The 17,103-nt window shown below is 64.3% G+C and carries 16 protein-coding genes; 8 read left to right on the top strand and 8 right to left on the bottom strand.

Going from position 1 to position 17,103, the window contains the following annotated elements:
- Positions 1–42: 42 nt before the first annotated feature.
- From ACXAG6_RS13390 to ACXAG6_RS13380, 3 genes are all read right to left on the bottom strand, one after another.
- Positions 43–654 carry a hypothetical protein gene (locus ACXAG6_RS13390; RefSeq protein ID WP_475338207.1) on the bottom strand — a complete coding sequence of 204 codons (612 nt, stop codon included), beginning with the start codon at positions 652–654 and terminating at the stop codon, positions 43–45.
- The gene (locus tag ACXAG6_RS13385) at positions 651–1,433 is read right to left on the bottom strand and encodes an ABC transporter ATP-binding protein (RefSeq protein WP_475338206.1); all 783 of its coding nucleotides are present in this window, start codon (positions 1,431–1,433) and stop codon (positions 651–653) included. Before ACXAG6_RS13385 ends, ACXAG6_RS13390 begins: the two co-directional genes overlap by 4 nt.
- A gap of 63 nt (positions 1,434–1,496) precedes the next feature.
- The gene (locus ACXAG6_RS13380; protein ID WP_475338204.1) at positions 1,497–2,693 is read right to left on the bottom strand and encodes an ABC transporter substrate-binding protein; all 1,197 of its coding nucleotides are present in this window, start codon (positions 2,691–2,693) and stop codon (positions 1,497–1,499) included.
- 151 nt (positions 2,694–2,844) lie between these two features.
- Between ACXAG6_RS13380 and ACXAG6_RS13375 the strand changes: the two genes are divergently transcribed.
- Positions 2,845–3,930, top strand: coding sequence for a PQQ-dependent sugar dehydrogenase (locus tag ACXAG6_RS13375; RefSeq protein ID WP_475338203.1), 1,086 nt, complete (start codon positions 2,845–2,847; stop codon positions 3,928–3,930).
- An 81-nt stretch (positions 3,931–4,011) separates the two neighbouring features.
- Here the strand turns inward: ACXAG6_RS13375 and purB are convergent, their stop codons facing one another.
- Positions 4,012–5,313 (bottom strand): adenylosuccinate lyase, encoded by a 1,302-nt coding sequence (gene purB, locus ACXAG6_RS13370; protein ID WP_475338202.1) that lies wholly within the window; start codon positions 5,311–5,313, stop codon positions 4,012–4,014.
- 78 nt (positions 5,314–5,391) lie between these two features.
- On the opposite strand from purB, the gene ACXAG6_RS13365 reads away from it, so the two are divergent.
- Positions 5,392–5,787, top strand: a complete 396-nt coding sequence (locus ACXAG6_RS13365) for a hypothetical protein (protein WP_475338200.1) — start codon at positions 5,392–5,394, stop codon at positions 5,785–5,787.
- 48 nt (positions 5,788–5,835) lie between these two features.
- On the opposite strand, the gene ilvN is transcribed toward ACXAG6_RS13365, so the two are convergent.
- On the bottom strand, positions 5,836–6,402 hold the full coding sequence (gene ilvN / locus ACXAG6_RS13360) for an acetolactate synthase small subunit (RefSeq protein ID WP_475338199.1): 567 nt from the start codon (positions 6,400–6,402) through the stop codon (positions 5,836–5,838).
- A gap of 76 nt (positions 6,403–6,478) precedes the next feature.
- Positions 6,479–8,230 carry an acetolactate synthase 3 large subunit gene (locus ACXAG6_RS13355; RefSeq protein WP_475338197.1) on the bottom strand — a complete coding sequence of 584 codons (1,752 nt, stop codon included), beginning with the start codon at positions 8,228–8,230 and terminating at the stop codon, positions 6,479–6,481.
- A gap of 346 nt (positions 8,231–8,576) precedes the next feature.
- Between ACXAG6_RS13355 and ACXAG6_RS13350 the strand changes: the two genes are divergently transcribed.
- From ACXAG6_RS13350 to ACXAG6_RS13335, 4 genes are all read left to right on the top strand, one after another.
- Positions 8,577–9,017, top strand: a complete 441-nt coding sequence (locus tag ACXAG6_RS13350) for a hypothetical protein (protein WP_475338196.1) — start codon at positions 8,577–8,579, stop codon at positions 9,015–9,017.
- 306 nt (positions 9,018–9,323) lie between these two features.
- On the top strand, positions 9,324–10,412 hold the full coding sequence (locus ACXAG6_RS13345; protein WP_475338195.1) for a TRAP transporter substrate-binding protein: 1,089 nt from the start codon (positions 9,324–9,326) through the stop codon (positions 10,410–10,412).
- 77 nt (positions 10,413–10,489) lie between these two features.
- The gene (locus ACXAG6_RS13340; RefSeq protein ID WP_475338193.1) at positions 10,490–11,383 is read left to right on the top strand and encodes a TRAP transporter small permease subunit; all 894 of its coding nucleotides are present in this window, start codon (positions 10,490–10,492) and stop codon (positions 11,381–11,383) included.
- An 11-nt stretch (positions 11,384–11,394) separates the two neighbouring features.
- Positions 11,395–13,761, top strand: coding sequence for a TRAP transporter large permease (locus ACXAG6_RS13335; protein WP_475338191.1), 2,367 nt, complete (start codon positions 11,395–11,397; stop codon positions 13,759–13,761).
- A gap of 333 nt (positions 13,762–14,094) precedes the next feature.
- Here the strand turns inward: ACXAG6_RS13335 and tpiA are convergent, their stop codons facing one another.
- Entirely contained in the window at positions 14,095–14,856 is a 762-nt protein-coding gene (gene tpiA, locus ACXAG6_RS13330) for a triose-phosphate isomerase (protein ID WP_475338190.1), read from the bottom strand.
- A gap of 190 nt (positions 14,857–15,046) precedes the next feature.
- Between tpiA and ACXAG6_RS13325 the strand changes: the two genes are divergently transcribed.
- Positions 15,047–15,811 (top strand): hypothetical protein, encoded by a 765-nt coding sequence (locus tag ACXAG6_RS13325; RefSeq protein WP_475338189.1) that lies wholly within the window; start codon positions 15,047–15,049, stop codon positions 15,809–15,811.
- A 71-nt stretch (positions 15,812–15,882) separates the two neighbouring features.
- Positions 15,883–16,830 (top strand): isopenicillin N synthase family dioxygenase, encoded by a 948-nt coding sequence (locus tag ACXAG6_RS13320; protein ID WP_475338187.1) that lies wholly within the window; start codon positions 15,883–15,885, stop codon positions 16,828–16,830.
- Here ACXAG6_RS13320 and ACXAG6_RS13315 read toward each other — a convergent pair.
- Positions 16,827–16,991, bottom strand: coding sequence for a hypothetical protein (locus ACXAG6_RS13315; protein ID WP_475338186.1), 165 nt, complete (start codon positions 16,989–16,991; stop codon positions 16,827–16,829). The genes ACXAG6_RS13320 and ACXAG6_RS13315 overlap by 4 nt on opposite strands.
- Positions 16,992–17,103: the final 112 nt, after the last annotated feature.

Genomic DNA, 17,103 nt, shown 5'->3' with positions numbered 1-17,103 from the left:
ACCGCGCGGGCCCCGCTATGGAGGCGAGGCGTGTGGCGCGGGTCAGTCAAGGCGGGTGCTTTCCAACAAGTCAGCGTGGAGGGCCATGTGATCTTCGCTGTAGGTGGGGCCGATGGCGTAGGTGATGGCTTGCACCACCAGCGTTTCGCGGATCAGGACGGTATTGGCAAACACTGCCTTCAGCCCGTCGAAATCGACTTGATAAACGATCGTTTCGGCCTCCTCTCCGTCGATCGTGGCGGGCTCTACCAGAAGGGTGGGAATGGAGCTGGCGGGCTGGTTGGTGGCAAAGGCGGCGTTGTCGATGACGATCTTGCGCATCTGCTCGCGGGTCAGGCCGTCTTGCGTGCCCAGGCCCTCGATGATGAACTGGGCATAGTGGCGGTCGTCGTGGCGCCATGCGGCGGCGACATCGGGGGCAGACGGGGGCGTTGATGTCCAGGTGGCCGGATCACCGCAGAAGGTGACGGCGCTGTGGATCTGTTTGCAGCCCGGGCTTTCACTTTCGGCACCGGCGTAGCGCCATGTCTGGTTGTCGAGGATCTCCACCATCTTGCCCTCGACGAGCGCCCGCCCGATCACCTCTTGCCCGGAGGCGGGAAGGGCGGTGGCGACAAGCGCGGAGAGGAGCGGGATCATTAGGGCGCGTTTCATGCGGGGAAGTCCTTTTTGTGCTTCAACCCGGTGCCCAGATAAGCCTCGATCACCTGCTCATTGGCCTTGATCTCGGCCAGCGTGCCCTCGGCGAGCACCTTGCCCTCGGCCATGCAGATGACCGGGTCGCAGAGGCGCTCGATGAAATCCATGTCGTGCTCGATCACCACGAAGGTGTAGCCGCGCTCCTTGTTCAGGCGGATGATGGCGTCGCCGATGGTGTTGAGCAGGGTGCGGTTGACCCCGGCGCCGACCTCGTCGAGGAAGACGATGCGGGCGTCGACCATCATGGTGCGGCCCAGTTCCAGCAGCTTTTTCTGGCCGCCGGAGACTTGTCCGGCCTTGTGGTCGGCCAGATGTTCGATGGTGAGAAACTCCAGCACCTCGTCGGCCTTGGCCCGTAGCGCGCGCTCTTCATCGGCGATGCGCTTGCGGCCGAACCATGTGTTCCACAGCGCCTCGCCCGACTGGCCGCCGGGGACCATCATCAGGTTTTCGCGGCAGCTCATGGAAGAGAACTCATGGGCGATCTGGAAGGTGCGCAGCAGGCCTTTGGAGAAAAGAGCGTGGGGCGGCAGGCCGGTGATGTCTTCACCATCCATCGTCACGCGGCCCGAAGTGGGTTCAAGAACCCCGGCCACGACGTTGAAAAGAGTGGTTTTTCCTGCGCCATTGGGGCCGATCAGCCCGGTGATGGAGCCGGGCTGGATGGTGAGCGTGGCCCCGTCGACAGCGTGGAAGCCGCCGAAGTGCTTGTGCAGGTTCTCGACCTGGATCATGCGATGTCCCCGATGGGATGCGGCGGGGACGGCCCCCGCCGCATCTGTCTTGTCAGACCGCGATCAGCGGTATTTGACCGTGGCGATCTTGCCGTCTTCGAACATGATCTCGCGGTAGTTGCCCGCGCTCTCACCGCCACCGATCAGCTCGACGGCGGAGGCGCCGACGTAGTCGATGTCGGTGCCGGCTGCGATCAGCTCCAGCGCCTTTTTCAGCTCACCGGGGAAGATCTGCTCGCCCGGGGCGTTGGCGACATCCATCACCTTGTCCTTGTAGACGTTGGGATCGGTGGAGTCGGCGGCGGCCATGGCGAGCATGATCAGCGCGGCGGCGTCATAGCTTTCTGGCGCGAAGGGAGAGGTGGGATCAAACCCGGCGGCCTCGCCCAGCTCTGCGAACATGGCGTTGCCGGGGCTGTCGGTGCCCGGGTGCTGGCCGGAGGAGCCGTCGATCTCGGAGCCGAAGTTCTCTTCGAGCGCGGTGCCGATCATGCCATCGGGGAAGTGGAAGGTATCGAAGGCGCCGGAATCCAGCGAGGCGCGGATGATGCCGGAGCCGCCCTGATCGACGTAGCCCGCGATCACCAGAAGGTCGCCGCCTGCGGAGGCCAGAGAGGCGACTTCGGCGGAGTAATCGGCCTTACCGTCTTCATGGGCTGCCGAGATGGTGACGGTGCCGCCCGCTTCTTCGAAGGCCGCCTGAAAGCTGTCGGCGAGGCCTTTGCCGTAGTCGTTGTTGGTATAGGTGAGGGCGACGGATTTGATGTCTTTATCCATCAGCACCTCGGTCATCACCACGCCCTGACGGGCATCGGAGGGGGCAGTGCGGAAGAACAGCCCGTTGTCTTCGGTGGTCGAGAGCGCGGGCGAGGTGGCGGAGGGCGAGATCATCACCATGCCGTTCGGAACGGCGACGTTGGTGAGGATGGCGCCGGTGACGCCGGAGCAATCGGCGCCCATGATGCCCGAGATGCCGTCGGAGGTGATCAGGCGCTCGGCGGCGGCGGAGGCTGCGGCGCTGTCAACGCAGGTGGAATCGGCCTCGACGGGTGTAATGGTGGCACCGCCCATGAGCGCGCCGCTTTCGGTCACTTCGGCCATCGCCATCTTGGCGGCGTCGCGCATGTGGGGCGTGAGGCTTTCAATCGGGCCGGTGAAGCCAAGGATAATGCCCAGCTTGATTTCGGAGCTGTGGCCTTCTGCCAGAGCCGGGCCAGCGAGGGCTGCCAGCGCGGTGGTGGCGAGGATAAGTTTTTTCATTGTTGGTCTCCCTATTGGATCTGATGTCCTGAAACGGAGCCTAGACCGGGAAATTGTCTTTGGAAAGCACTGGCAACGCGGCGTTCTTTCGGAAAGTTGAATGGGCCGGGGGGCTGGGGCGGGCTAGCTTTGGGGAAACGGGAGATATGCAATGACTGGACGTATTGTGGGGCCGCTCGTGGCGGCGATGATGACATTGGCCGGCGCAGGAGCCGGAGCGCAGGAGATGAAGATCGAGCGGGTGATGCGCGGGCTGGATGCGCCGTGGGCGCTGGATTTTATGCCCGGTGGCGGATTTCTGGTGACCGAGCGGGGCGGCAAGCTGACGCTGGTGAAAGACGGCGTGGCGCAGCGGGTGAGCGGCGTGCCTGAGGTTTATGACAGCGGGCAGGGCGGCTTGCTGGACGTGATGGTGCCGCGGGATTTTGCGCAGAGCCGCGAGGTGTTTCTCAGCTTTGCCAAGCCGCAGGGCAGCGGCGCCGGGACGGCGCTTGGCAAGGGGCGGCTCTCGGACGATGGCAAGGCGCTGGACGGCTTTGAGGTGATCTTCGAGATGGAGCCGGGCAGCTCTGGCGGGCGGCATTTTGGCAGCCGGATCGTGGAGGGGGCTGACGGGTATATCTACCTTACCATCGGCGAGCGGGGCGACCGGCCTGCGGCGCAGGATTTGAGCCGGGAGAACGGCTCGGTGGTGCGCATCGCGCGGGATGGATCGGTGCCCGGCGACAACCCTTTCGTCAAGCAAGAGGGCGCACAGCCGGAGATCTGGAGCTATGGCCACCGCAACCCGCAGGGCGCAACGCTGGACGGGCAGGGGCGGCTCTGGGTGGTGGAGCATGGCGCGCAGGGGGGCGATGAGCTGAACCTGATCGAAAAGGGCGCGAACTACGGTTGGCCGGTGATCTCATACGGGCGGCACTATTCGGGGGCGAGGATTGGCGAGGGCACGGCCAAGGAGGGGATGAAGCAGCCGGTGCATTATTGGGATCCGTCGATCGCGCCTTCGGGGCTGATGATCTATTCGGGCAAGGCCTTTCCGGAGTGGAAGGGGCAGGTGTTTGTGGGATCGCTGAAGTTTGACATGATCTCACGGCTCTCGGCGGACGGGCGCACAGAGCTTGAGCGGATCGAGACGCCGGAGACCAGCCGGGTGCGCGATGTGCGCGAGGCGCCGGACGGGTCTATCTGGTTTATGTCGGTGGGTGAGGGCGCAGTGTTTCGTATGGTGCCGAAGTAGGCCCGCGGGCCGGGGAGTGGGGGGCAGGCCCCCCACCCGTGTTTGGTTTTCGGAGCGTCGAGACGCGCAGGGCGCCCGGGCTTAGCCGAAGACCCGCTTGAAGATCGTGTCGACGTGTTTGGTGTGGTAGCCCATGTCGAACTTCTCGTTGATGGCCTCGACGCCGAGGGCTTTCACCACGTCATCATCGGCCAGCAGTTGCTCGCGGAAATCGACCCGCTCTTCCCAGACCTTCAGGGCGTTGCGCTGGACCATTGCGTAGGCGTCTTCGCGGCTCACACCGGCTTGGGTGAGGGCGAGGAGGACGCGCTGGCTCATCACGAGGCCGGGGAACTTGTTCATGTTCTCCAGCATGTTCTCAGGGAAGATCAGCATCTTGTCGATCACGCCGGTGAGGCGCTTCAGGGCAAAGTCGAGCGTGATGGTGGCATCGGGGCCGATGGCGCGCTCGACGGAGGAGTGGGAGATGTCCCGCTCGTGCCAGAGGGCGACGTTTTCCATTGCCGGGACGACGGCCATGCGGACGAGGCGGGCAAGGCCGGTGAGGTTTTCTGTCAGCACCGGGTTTTTCTTGTGGGGCATGGCCGAAGAGCCCTTTTGGCCCATGGAGAAAAACTCGGCCCCTTCCAGCACCTCGGTGCGCTGCATGTGGCGGATCTCGATGGCGACGTTTTCGATGCTGGAGGCGATCACACCGAGCACGGCGAAGAACATGGCGTGGCGGTCGCGCGGGATGACCTGCGTGGAGATCGGCTCGGGGTGCAGGCCGAGCTTGGCGCAGACGTGCTCTTCCACCGCCGGGTCGATGTTGGCGAAGGTGCCGACGGCGCCGGAGATTGCGCCGGTGGCGATTTCGTCGCGAGCGGCTTGGAGCCGGGCCTTGTTGCGGTCCATCTCGGCGTAGAAGCGGGCGAAGGTGAGGCCCATGGTCGTCGGCTCGGCGTGGATGCCGTGGGAGCGGCCAACGCGGACGGTTTCCTTGTGCTCCATCGCGCGCTTTTTGAGGGCGGCGAGGAGGCCGTCCATATCGTCCAGCAGGATGTCGGCGGCGCGGGTGAGCTGGACGTTGAGGCAGGTATCGAGCACATCCGAGGAGGTCATGCCTTGGTGGACGAAGCGGGCCTCTTCACTGCCGACATGTTCGGCAAGGTGGGTGAGGAAGGCGATGACATCGTGCTTGGTGACGGCTTCGATCTCGTCGATGCGGGCCACGTCAAACTCGACATCCTTGGCCTTCCAGACGGCTTCGGCATTCTCGCGCGGGATCACCCCGAGATCGGCCATGGCATCGCAGGCGTGGGCCTCGATCTCGTACCAGATGCGGAACTTGGTGGCAGGCTCCCAGATGGCTGTCATCTCGGGGCGGGAATAGCGAGGGATCATGGAGGCGCCTTTCGCGTCTGGTCAGCGGTCGGCGCTCGGATACACTGGGGGGCAGGTGGCAACAAGAGGGGTGCGGCGATGCGGGCGATCGTGGCGTGGGTGATGATGGCGGGGGCGGCCTGCGCGGCGGGGCCGGAGCGCGGGCCGGAGTTGCAGTTTCTCGAGGGGAATTACGAGTTGGTGGGGCGCGGGCCGGGTGGCGCGCTGATGGAGAAAAAGCTGGCGCTGCGGCGCGAGCTGCTGGGGCTGACCGGGCTGACGGCAGAGGGCTGCGATGGCCCGGCGGGGCGGCTGGGCTGGGCGCGGGTGCATGAAAGCTGGCGGCTGGACGGGCGGCTCTTTGGGATAGAGGTGAGTTGCAACTATGCGGTGGACGCGGGCAACTACCCGCAACTCATCTGCGCCGCGCCGGGGGGCGTGCGGCTGGTGGGGTGGCCGGAGGCGGAGTTTGGCGGAGAGCTGGACTGTGAGTGAGGCGGCGGGCTGGTGGGCAGATTGCCCACCCTACCGGCGCGCGGCTCTTCAGCCCTTCTCGCCGCGCGAGAGGGCGACGACGCCGGTGCGAGCGATCTCGGTGAGGCCGAGGGGGCGCATGAGGTCGGCGAAGGCGTCGATCTTTTCGGAGGGGCCGGTCATCTCGAAGATGAAACTGGAGAGCGTGCTGTCGACTACATTGGCGCGGAAGATATCGGCCAGCCGCAGGGCTTCGACGCGTTTTTCGCCTTCGCCAGCCACCATGAAGAGCGCCAGTTCACGCTCGACGGCGGGGCCTTCGACGGTGAGGTCATGCACGTCATGCACGGGCACCAGCCGCCCGAGTTGGGCCTTGATCTGTTCGATGATCGAGGGCGTGCCGGTGGTGACGATGGTGATGCGCGAGCGGTGGCCTTCATGGTCCACCTCGGCGACGGTGAGGCTTTCGATGTTGTAGCCCCGGCCCGAGAACAGGCCGATGACACGGGCGAGCACGCCCGCCTCGTTTTCGACCAGCACCGCGAGGGTGTGGGTTTCGATCACCTCGGCGTTGGGATCCTTGAGGTCGTAGGCCGAGTGCTTCGACAGGCCTTTTTTCAGTTTTAGCGCGGCCATTGGTGGCTCCTCCTGCGAACTTGGGATGGTGGTGCGGCGCGGGGCGGGGTTTGTCAACCGCGCCACGTGGTCCGGCTCAGACCATCACCTTGCCGCCTTCCTTGATCGCATCGGCGGTGTTGGCGCCGTTGAGGATCATCTTGTTGTGCGGCTCGCCCGAGGGGATCATGGGCAGGCAGTTTTCGTGCTTTTCGACGAGGCAGTCGAAGAGCACGGGGCCGTCGTAGGCCAGCATTTCCATGATCGCATCGTCGAGGTCTGCCGGGTCGGAGACACAGAAGCCCTTGGCACCGAAGGCCTCGGCCAGCTTGACGAAGTCGGGCAGGCTTTCGGACCAGCTATGCGAGTAGCGCTCGCCGTGCAGCAGCTCTTGCCATTGCCGCACCATCCCCAGACGCTCGTTGTTGAGGATGAACTGCTTGACCGGCAGGCGATATTGGGCGGCGGTGCCCATTTCCTGCATGTTCATCAGCCAGCTTGCCTCGCCGGCCACGTTGATGACCAGTGCGTCCGGGTGGGCGATTTGCACGCCGATGGAGGCGGGGAAGCCGTAGCCCATGGTGCCGAGGCCGCCCGAGGTCATCCAGCGGTTGGGGTCTTCGAAGCCGAGGAATTGCGCGGCCCACATCTGGTGCTGGCCGACCTCGGTTGTGATGTAGCGATCATGATCCTTGGTCAGCGCCTCCAGCCGCTCCAGCGCGTATTGCGGCTTGATGGTTTTCTTGGAGGGCTCGTAGGAGAGGCAGCGGACGGCCTTCCACTCGGCGATCTGTTTCCACCACTTTTCCAGCCCGGCTTTGTTCACCTTGCGGCCACGGGACTTCCAGATGCGCAGGGCATCCTCCAGCACATGGGCCACGTCGCCGACGATTGGGATATCGACGTGGATCACCTTGTTGATCGAGCTTGGGTCGATGTCGATATGAGCCTTGGCGCTGTTGGGAGAAAAGTCGGAGGTGCGGCCCGTAATCCGGTCATCGAAGCGGGCGCCGATGTTGATCATCAGGTCGCAGCCATGCATCGCCAGATTGGCCTCGTAGAGACCGTGCATGCCCAGCATCCCCAGCCATTGCTTGCCGGAGGCGGGGTAGGCGCCGAGGCCCATCAGGGTGGAGGTGATCGGGAAGCCGGTGGCCTCGACGAACTCGCGCAGAAGTTGGCTGGCCGCCGCGCCGGAGTTGATGACGCCGCCGCCGGTGTAGAAGATCGGGCGCTCGGCCTCTTCCATCGCCTCGACCAGCGCGGTGATCGCCTCGGCGTCGCCCTTCACCTTGGGCGCATAATGCGACTGCATCTGCTTGGGTGCGGTATAGGTGCCATTGGCAAACTGCACGTCTTTGGGGATGTCGATCAGGACCGGGCCGGGGCGGCCGGAGGTGGCAACGTGAAAGGCCTCGTGGATGGTTTGGCCGAGGTCGTCGGTATCTTTCACCAGCCAGTTCATCTTGGTGCAGGGGCGGGTGATGCCCACGGTGTCGGCCTCCTGAAAGGCGTCTGAACCAATCGCAAAGGTGGGCACCTGGCCGGTGAGGACGATCATCGGGATGCTGTCCATCAGCGCATCGGTGATGCCGGTGACGGCGTTGGTGGCGCCGGGGCCGGAGGTGACCAGCACCACGCCGGGCTTGCCGGTGGCGCGGGCGTAGCCTTCGGCGGCGTGGGTGGCACCCTGTTCGTGGCGGACGAGGATGTGGCGGATGTCGTTCTGCTGGAAGATCTCGTCGTAGATCGGAAGGACGGCGCCGCCGGGGTAGCCAAACACGACTTCAACGCCCTGATCCTTCAGGGCCTGAACCACCATTTTTGCTCCGGTCATCTGACGTGCCATTTTCTCTCTCCGTTCTGGCGTCATCTATCTGCGATTCGCATAAAAAAACCCCCGAGGGCAATCGGGGGCGCATGGGATAAGGTGTTGAGCTTTCCGGTGATTACCGGCCCATGCGCCTTTCTCCTACGATGACAAGAAGGGTATCCACCTTGCCCGGTCTCCTGATGCTTTCGTGCGATGTGGATAAAGTCTGGGGAAAGGGGCGTCAACAGGGTTTGTGGAGAAAGTTTCGTGGTGAGCGAAGAATGGGTAATTTTGTTTCAGGGGGTTGATCTGTAACGTCATCGTGCAATTCTGGCTCCATAACAAAGCGAGCATTCTTTTGATTCAATTTTGGAGACAGAACATGAAGCGTTCTTTTTTGGTGGCAGGCCTTGCCGCACTGCTTTCTTTCTCGTCGGCGAAGGCCCACGAGGCCGATGATCTCGGTGACTTCTACGTGGTAATTGTTGTGAAGCCGTCGGACAGCAAGTTTACGTCCATGGGAGCGGGCATTGCACTGAAGCGGTCGGGAGATCGACTTAGTGCCGAAGCGCAAGGCACGCCTCCCAAAGATGGCGGCAATGCCGAGCAGGCGCGCTGGAACCGCTGTAAGCGGATTATCGAGGCGATGGCGGAGCTGAATGCCGGGTGGTGGCTGACCACAAGTGGCCAGACAATGAACAATTTCGACCGGCTGATCGGCTTTTTGAACGAAGAGTTCGATACATCGGTCTGCGAAGAGTTCATTGGGGGTGACGCCAATGACATCGCGCAGGCCGTTATGGATCAACTGAACGCGCTTTAGTGCCGGGCGTGCCTCACAGGTATTCTGCATCAGGCGTGCTGTTTTTCGGCAGTTGATTCGAGGCACCGGGTGCCGGTGTCGGCCACATTGCGTGAATGGCAACGGCGCTGGGGCCAAAAGGCTGTGGCGGGGTGCCTGTGCACAAAAATTGCGCCGCTGCCTCCGGGTCAGTGCCACTTTTTGCGCAGGGCCTGCTGCTCTTTTGGTTTCCAAACCGCTTTCATCTCATTAGGTTGACCGCACCGAAAACCGGATCGGGGCAAACCCGGCCGGGACAAAAAAGAGAGCAACTAGGGGAGGATCAACATGGATCGCCGCTCTTTTCTGAAGACTTCCGCCCTCGGTGGCGGTGCCGCTGCTGCCACGACGCTGGCCGCACCGGCCTATGCCCAGGGCAACCGGACGCTGACCATGGTCACGACCTGGCCGCGTGGTCTGGCGGGCGTTTGGGACTCGGTTGAACGGGTCGCCAACAACATCACCGCAGCCACCGACGGGCAGATCACCGTTGAGCCGAAGGCCGCGGGCGAACTCGTCGGCGCGCTGGAGAGCTTTGACGCGGTGGTTTCGGGTCAGGCCGACATGTATCACGGCGCGGACTACTACTGGGTTGGCCAGCATCCGGCATGGGCCTTCTTCACGGCTGTGCCCTTCGGCATGACCGTGCCCGAGCTGATGACCTGGTACTACGGTCAGGACGGCATGGCGCTGCACCACGAGCTGGGCGAAGTGTTTGGCGTGCGCGGCTTCATCGCCGGTCAGACTGGCGCGCAGGGTGGCGGCTGGTACCGCAACGAGGTGAAATCTGCCGATGATTTCAACGGCATGAAGTTCCGTATGCCGGGCCTCGGCGGCGAAGCGCTCTCCAAGCTGGGTGCCTCGGTGCAGGTGCTTCCGGGCGGCGAGATCTATCAGGCCCTGTCGACCGGTGCGCTGGACGCGACCGAGTGGATCGGCCCCTGGTCGGACGAGAAGCTGGGCCTGCAGGAAGTTTGCGACTTCTACTATCCCGCCGGCTTCCACGAGCCCGGTGCGGCCCTGTCGGCTGGTATGAACCTCGAAGTGTTCAACAGCCTGACCCCGGCGCAGCAGAAGATCGTCGAGATTGCCTGTGCCGACGCTCACCAGGCCAACTACGCCCAGTTTATCGCCAACAACGGCCCGGCGCTGGCCCGTCTGAAGCAGGGCGGCACGCAGGTGAAGGAATTCACCCCGGACGTTTGGGATGCCTTCGGCAAGGCCTCGGTCGAGCTGCTTCAGGGCTACACCTCGGACGATCTCTTCGCCAAGATCCACAAGAGCGCGATGGACAGCATGAAGGCGTCCTCGGGCTGGCTCTCGGTGTCTGACAGCTTTTACGCCACTCAGCGCGACCGCGTTCTGGCGGCGATGTAAGGGCGAAAGCTGCTTGAAAGACAGGGCCGCGCGCGAATATACGCGCGCGGCCATTTCACATAAAAGGGGCAGGGCGTATGGGGACCGCGCTCGTGTGGTTCATCCAGAATGTCGGGATGGGCTTTTACAACATTTTCTACGCGATCACGCACCCGGGGCTGTGGTTGGATTGGAGCAACGGCGAGAGCCTGATGCGCTTCATCTACTACGGGGCCTCGGTTGAGCTGTTTTTCGCGGTGTTCGACATTTTCCTGCTGCTGACCGTGGTGGGGATTGTCTGGCCGCGTATCATGTGGGGCGTCGTGCGCGGGCTGGAGTGGTTTGCCAACGGGGTGGGCCGCACGGTGGCGTGGATTGGCCTTGTGATGGTGCTCCAGCAGGTGATGGTCGTCTTCCTGCAATCGGTCTTTCGGTTTGGCGAGATTACCATTGCGCCCTTCGGCTTTGGCTTCACCCAATCGGTGGGTTGGTTTGCCGAGGAGCTCAAACTTTACAACGCGATGATCGTCGCCCTCTGCGTGACCTATGCCTTTGTGCAGGGCAGCCACGTGCGGGTGGACTTGATCTACTCGGTGGTGAAGTTCCGCACCAAGAAGGTGATCGACATGTTCGGTTCGCTGTTCTTCATGGTGCCGGTCGCGGTGCTGACATGGCTCTACGCGTGGTTCTTCCTCTGGCGCTCGCTGATCACGCCGAAGGTGAGTGCCAGCGAGGGGCTGGACCTGCTGATGCGCAAGAGCAAGATCGTGAAGTGGAACGTGGAGACCATCGGCTTTTCGCCCAATGGCTTCAACGGCTACTTCCTCTTCAAGATCCTGATGGTGGCCTTCTGCGCGCTCGTGCTGCTTCAGGCGGTGGCCTACTTCTACCGCTCTTTGCTGGAGTTCCGCGAAGGGCCTGAGAGCGCCGACAAGTATCTCGACAAAGACACCCTCGGTGAGGGTGAAGAAGCCTATGAAGGCACGCACTAGGGGTAGGGCAGATGATTTTCGGACTTGATGGCGTCGAGATCGGCCTACTGATCGTTCTTGTCTGCCTTTTCGCAGGCATTCTCTCTGGCTTCCCGGTGGCCTTTGCCATTGGCGGGGCGGGGATCATTTCTTTCGGGATCATTGCGCTGCTCGACGGGCAGGGCATCTTGATACATCAGGCGATTGATACCGGGAGCGATGCCTATCGGGAGATACTTGCCACAGGGGTGCATCGAGACGATGTGAGCGTGTTCCGATACCCGGAGTTACCAAGGGTTGAGGTGCCGCTGTTCCCCGGTGGCTGGGAGCAGGCGATCAACCGGAACCTCTCTTTTGTCGTCAACCGTATGAACGAGCGGGTCTTTGCGGGCCAGTCCATTGAGACGCTGCTGGCGGTGCTGATGTTCGTGATGATGGGTATCGTGCTGGAGCGCTCGAAGATTGCCGAGGATCTGCTGACCACGATGGCAAAGGTCTTTGGCCCGCTGCCCGGTGGCCTTGCGGTTTCGGTCGTGGTTGTGGGGGCCTTTCTGGCCGCCTCCACCGGCATTGTCGGCGCGACGGTGGTGACGATGGGCCTGCTGAGCCTGCCCACGATGTTGCGCAACGGCTATTCTCCCGAGCTTTCGACGGGCGTGATCGCGGCCTCCGGCACGCTGGGGCAGATCATTCCGCCGTCGATCGTGATCGTCTTGCTGGGCACGCTGGCGGGGGATCTTTACTCCACGGCGCAGGAAGCGCGGGCGCAGTCGCTTGGATGCTCGGACGCCTTGACGCTGCTGGGGCGGCCTGCGGTTGTTTCTGTTGGCACGCTGTTTCAGGCGGCGATGCTGCCGGGCGTCATGCTGGCGGGGCTCTATGCGCTTTATGCCTTTGGCTACGCGGTGGTGAACCCCTCCAAGGCGCCTTCGGTGCAGCTGGAAAGCTCCACCGGCGGTGAGGTGATTACCCGCCGCGAGGGGCTGACGTGGTTTTTGGCGCTGCCCGTCGTGCTGATTGGTGGCGCGGTGCTGCTTGGGCAGGTTGGCGTGATCGGCAGCCAGGTTGTGCGCGCGGCGCAGACCGAGACCAGCGGCGTCGAAGGCGGCCTGCTGCGCACCAACGTGAGCGAGCAATGTCAGGCGGCGATGATCGAGTTGCACGGGCAGGAGCGCTGGGATGCCTCGGTGGCCGCGCGGGCGGCTGGTGTGGAGCCGGTGCAGGATACCGCCTCCGCGGAGGCTGCTGACGGAACCGGCGAGGCCGCGGCCGAGGCTGTTGCGCCGGTGCCCAACGCCCCGCCGATTGGCTCGGGTGTGGCGGTGCTGGCCGTGCTCTTTGGCCTGACGTTCATGGTGGCGCGGGGCGTTGCCCCCTCGGCCAGCCCGATTCCGCTGATCGTGGGCGCGGGGGGCATTGCGGTGATGCTGCTGGCGGATGCGCTGTTGATCCAGTCGGGGATGTCCTCGGCGGAGACGCTGGTGATCCTGCTGCTGCCGCTCATCGTGATCCTCTGGGCGATGCGGGATGCGGCACGGCGCCTGGCCAGCAATGAGCTGATCCGCGTGGTCTTTCCGCCGCTGGTGCTGATTGTGGCCGTGCTCGGCTCGATCCTTGGCGGCATCACCAACCCGACCCCCGCCGCCGCGCTCGGCGCGGCCGGGGCGATTATGCTGGCGGCCTATCGCAAGCTGAAGGAAGAGGGCCGCTCGGGGCAGATGATCCTGATTGCCACCTATGCGACGATCATCATGATCCTCGCGGGGGTGAACTTTGATCTGCGGATCAATCAGGAGACGGTCACCTTTGTGACGTGGATTGCCTTCCTGGTGGCCTTTGCCGCCTACATGGTGGCCTTCTTCGGGGTGCTCTATGGCGTCTGGGTGCTTTACCGCGGCGCGGTGATGTCACCGGTGGTGCGGGAGACGGCGAAGGTGACGAGCATGGTGTTTACCATCCTCATCGGCTCACAGTTGCTGAACCTCGTGGTCATCAGCTTTGGTGGCGAGCATTACATCCAGCAGTTCCTCAGGAGCTTTGACAGCGAGTTCAAGGTCTTCCTGATCGTGATGCTGGTGATGTTCATCCTCGGCTTCGTGCTCGACTTCCTTGAGATCATCTACATCGTGGTGCCGATTGTGGGGCCGGTGATCTATGGCGGGACGATGGACCCGAAATGGGTGACGATCATGATTGCGGTGAACCTGCAGACCAGCTTCCTGACGCCGCCCTTCGGCTTTGCGCTGTTCTACCTGCGGGGCGTTGCGCCGCCGCAGGTGACGACGGGGCATATCTATCGGGGTGTGGCACCGTTTGTGCTGATCCAGGTGGTGGGCTTGGCGCTGCTCTGGGCCTTCCCGGGGATCGTTTCGATCGTGCCGGATTTGATCCCGAACTGATCGGGGCTGATATGCGAAAAGGGCGCCTTGCGGGGCGCCCTTTTTTGTTTGGTGGGGCCGGGCATGGCACAGCTCCCGCCCACCCACCCCGCCGTGCCATGCCCGGCCTGCGATCATGGCGGCGTGGTTGCAGCTCGGGACTCACCAAAGCAGGAACCTGCACGGGCGCCCGCCATCACCTGACCCCGGCATGGCCGACGCGCCGCCCGGCATCAACGAAAATAGCCGTATCCCCGGAGGGGCCCCTCGGCGATTTTCATTGACCCCGGTCCGCCCGCCGTCCTTTGGGGTTTCAGGCGACGGAGGGCTCCGAAGCAGGTTGGCTTGTGGCGATCAGCCCTGTTGGGGGGCGGCTTCGAGTGCTGTGATGATGGCGGAGAAGTCGGTGGCCTTTAGGCTGGCACCGCCGACAAGCGCGCCGTCGACGTTGGGCACGGCGAAGATTTCGGCGGCGTTGCCGGGCTTCACCGAACCGCCGTAGAGAATGCGGGTCGCCCCGCCGGTGGCCTCGCCAAAGCGGCTTTGAAGGCGTGCACGGATGAAGTCATGCACTTCGCCGATCTGCTCGAGGGTGGGCGTGCGGCCGGTGCCGATGGCCCAGATGGGCTCGTAGGCGACGACGAGGGTTTCGGCGGTGAGGTCATCAGGGATGGAGCCCGAAAGCTGCTCACCGATGATGTCGAGCGTTTTGGCGGCGTCGCGCTCGGCCTCGCTTTCGCCCACGCAGATCACGCAGGTGAGCCCGGCGGCAAGGGCGGCCTCGGCCTTGGCGCAGATGTCTTCATTTTGCTCGCCGTGGTCGGCCCGGCGCTCGGAGTGGCCGAGGATGACGTGGCTGGCGCCGGCATCGGCCAGCATGCTGGCGGAGACGTCACCGGTGTGCGCGCCGGAGGCGGCGGCGTGGCAATCCTGCCCGCCGACGGCAAGCGCAGTGCCTTCGGCGGCGGCGGCCATGGGGGCGAGCAGTGTGGCGGGCGGGCAGAGCAGGATGTCGACTGCCGGGGCGCTGTGGGCGGTGGTGAGGGCGGTGACCTCGGCGAGGTTGGCCCGGAGGCCGTTCATCTTCCAGTTGCCTGCGGCGAGTTTGCGTCTCATGCCCTATCTCCCTCTGTCTCTGTGATTGCGGGGAGTTAGCCCCGAACGGAGCGGGCTTGCAAGGTGCGGGGCGTGGGCGAAAAGGCGCGGGATCGGGCGGGGCGGTGCGAAAGGGTTGGAACCGGCGGCGCGGGATGGTGTTGAGTAGAGAAGGCCGGGCACATTTGCCCGCCCCGTGGAGGCTGCCCTGATGACACGCTGGACCCCTGTTTTGACCGTTATTGCGGCCCTGGCTGTGGTGCATCTGCCCGCTCCGGTGGAGGCGCAGGGCGGCGGATTTCTCAACCAGTTCAAACGCGACCTGAGAGAGGCGCGGCGGGATATGCGGCGCAAGATGGGCGTTGATATTCGCGTCGAGCGCCAGCGGGCGCCGCAACAGGCGGCGGCTGCGCCGCGCGGGCCGGTGATCCGGCGCGAGACAGGGTTGGTGGCGACCTCCATCCGCCCCGAGGGGCGGCCCGGTGCGGAGAATGCGCAGGAGAGCGGCCCGAGCGCGGCGGAGGTGCGGCAGGAGGCGCTGCTGGCCGAAGCTGTGGAGGCCGGTGATCTGGCACCCGAGATTGCGCAGGTGATCCGCGCGGGGAGCTTTCCGACGATGGAAGAGCTGGAAGAACGGGCAGCGGGGCTGGGCAACGGGTGGTTGCCGGGCGGGGCCGAGATGGCGCTGCGTGGCACAGAGGTGATTTGCGAAGATGGCGGCGAGGGCGGATGTGCCGCGGTGGCCGAAGATCCGGCGCTGGCCGATGTGCGCGGCGAGGCGGAGGTGATCGAGGCGCAGGCCGAGGCGGTGCGCAACGTTGCCGCTCTGCCGCGACTGGCCGCTGCGATGGCAGAGGTGCGCCGCGAGCGGGCCAGTGCCGAAGCGAACGCAGCCGATACGGCGCGGGAATACCCGGTGGCGCGGGGCGAGGAACTGCCGCCGATTGACAGCCTGCTGGACGCGCAGGGCAACTGAGCCCCACGCGCGCTTGCACTCCCCCCGGGTGCTGCGGCATCAGGGGGCGGAAGAGCAGGAGGTGCGCGGCGATGAAGACGATCCCCAGACTTGATGCAGAGGCGGTGCTGGCCAGTGAGGCGGAGGCGCTGGAGGCCGTGCGCGGCGCGGCGCTGGAGACGGGCTTCATGGTGCTGGAGAACACGCCCTTTGCGCCCGAGCGGATGGAGCGGCTGATCGAGATCTATCGCGCGTTCTTCCATCTGCCGGAGGCCGAGAAGGCGAAGGTGGATATGGCGAAGACCGGCTCTAACCGGGGCTGGGGCGGCATGCGTTCGGAGCAGGTGGACCCGGCCAGCAACCCGGACCTCAAGGAGGTGTTCGACTGCGGTTTTCTGTGGCCGGAGGCGGCGGAGGCGGGGGCCCCGGAGCGCTACTATGCGCCCAACCTCTGGCCGGATGCGCCAGAGGGCTTCCGGGCTGAGGTGGAGGGCTATTATCAGGAGGCTCTGGGCTTTTGCCGTCAGCTGCTGGGGGCGATCTCTGAGGCGATCGGGGAGGACCGGAGCTACTTTCAGCAGAAGTTCGTGCATCCGATGGCGCTGTTGCGGGCCAACTTCTACCCGGCGCGGCCCGGTTGGGCGGGGGACAAGGATTTTGGCATTGCGCCGCACACCGATTATGGCTGCCTGACCCTGCTGGCGACCGATGGTGCGCCGGGGCTGGAGGTGCTGCGGCGGGATGGCTCATGGGAGCCGGTCGCGGCTGAGCCCGGGGCCTTTGTGATCAACTTCGGCGAGATGCTGGAGATGTGGTCTGGCGGGCGGGTGAAGGCGACGTTGCACCGGGTAAGGGGCGGCGGCGAGGAGCGAATTTCGATTCCGCTGTTCTTCAACCCGGAGTGGGATGCCGATGTTGCGCCGGCGGGCGCTGGCGCGCCCATTCGCGCGGGGGACCATTTGGCGAAGCGCTACGACGAAACCTATTTGCACATGGCTGACGCGCAAGACGTGGCAGGCAGCGGGGCGGCGACGCCTTAGAGCATCTTCTCCAGTGCAATCGTGGCAAACAGGCCGATGACCGCGAAGATCATGGCATAAACGGCCATGTATTGTAGCTTGTCGAGCGTGTTGCCGTTGCGGCGGCGGGCGTGTGCGAAGCCTGCGAGGGCGCCGAGGGCGAGGGCAGCGAGGACAATCATGCGTGTTGGCATCTCGAAAGGTTATGGGCCGAAAGGTTACGGGGCGCCTTCTAGTGCAGAAGACGCCCCGGTGAAAGCGCGGGTTTGAGGCTGGGGCGGAATGGCCGCAGGG

The organism is Vannielia sp. ABF1_015, from assembly GCF_056160745.1.
The sequence above is the reverse complement of the archived record's forward strand: the minus strand, read 5'-3'. Positions and strand labels throughout refer to the sequence as shown.

Excerpts from the sequence above, each read along its gene's own strand:
- ACXAG6_RS13385 (WP_475338206.1), bottom strand. The coding sequence starts at position 1,433 with ATGATCCAGGTCGAGAACCTGCACAAGCACTTCGGCGGCTTCCACGCT.
- ACXAG6_RS13320 (WP_475338187.1), top strand. The coding sequence starts at position 15,883 with ATGAAGACGATCCCCAGACTTGATGCAGAGGCGGTGCTGGCCAGTGAG.
- ACXAG6_RS13340 (WP_475338193.1), top strand. The coding sequence starts at position 10,490 with ATGGGGACCGCGCTCGTGTGGTTCATCCAGAATGTCGGGATGGGCTTT.
- ACXAG6_RS13345 (WP_475338195.1), top strand. The coding sequence starts at position 9,324 with ATGGATCGCCGCTCTTTTCTGAAGACTTCCGCCCTCGGTGGCGGTGCC.
- ACXAG6_RS13365 (WP_475338200.1), top strand. The coding sequence starts at position 5,392 with ATGCGGGCGATCGTGGCGTGGGTGATGATGGCGGGGGCGGCCTGCGCG.
- ACXAG6_RS13325 (WP_475338189.1), top strand. The coding sequence starts at position 15,047 with ATGACACGCTGGACCCCTGTTTTGACCGTTATTGCGGCCCTGGCTGTG.
- purB (WP_475338202.1), bottom strand. The coding sequence starts at position 5,313 with ATGATCCCTCGCTATTCCCGCCCCGAGATGACAGCCATCTGGGAGCCT.
- ACXAG6_RS13335 (WP_475338191.1), top strand. The coding sequence starts at position 11,395 with ATGATTTTCGGACTTGATGGCGTCGAGATCGGCCTACTGATCGTTCTT.
- ACXAG6_RS13380 (WP_475338204.1), bottom strand. The coding sequence starts at position 2,693 with ATGAAAAAACTTATCCTCGCCACCACCGCGCTGGCAGCCCTCGCTGGC.
- ilvN (WP_475338199.1), bottom strand. The coding sequence starts at position 6,402 with ATGGCCGCGCTAAAACTGAAAAAAGGCCTGTCGAAGCACTCGGCCTAC.
- tpiA (WP_475338190.1), bottom strand. The coding sequence starts at position 14,856 with ATGAGACGCAAACTCGCCGCAGGCAACTGGAAGATGAACGGCCTCCGG.
- ACXAG6_RS13375 (WP_475338203.1), top strand. The coding sequence starts at position 2,845 with ATGACTGGACGTATTGTGGGGCCGCTCGTGGCGGCGATGATGACATTG.
- ACXAG6_RS13355 (WP_475338197.1), bottom strand. The coding sequence starts at position 8,230 with ATGGCACGTCAGATGACCGGAGCAAAAATGGTGGTTCAGGCCCTGAAG.
- ACXAG6_RS13390 (WP_475338207.1), bottom strand. The coding sequence starts at position 654 with ATGAAACGCGCCCTAATGATCCCGCTCCTCTCCGCGCTTGTCGCCACC.
- ACXAG6_RS13315 (WP_475338186.1), bottom strand. The coding sequence starts at position 16,991 with ATGATTGTCCTCGCTGCCCTCGCCCTCGGCGCCCTCGCAGGCTTCGCA.
- ACXAG6_RS13350 (WP_475338196.1), top strand. The coding sequence starts at position 8,577 with ATGAAGCGTTCTTTTTTGGTGGCAGGCCTTGCCGCACTGCTTTCTTTC.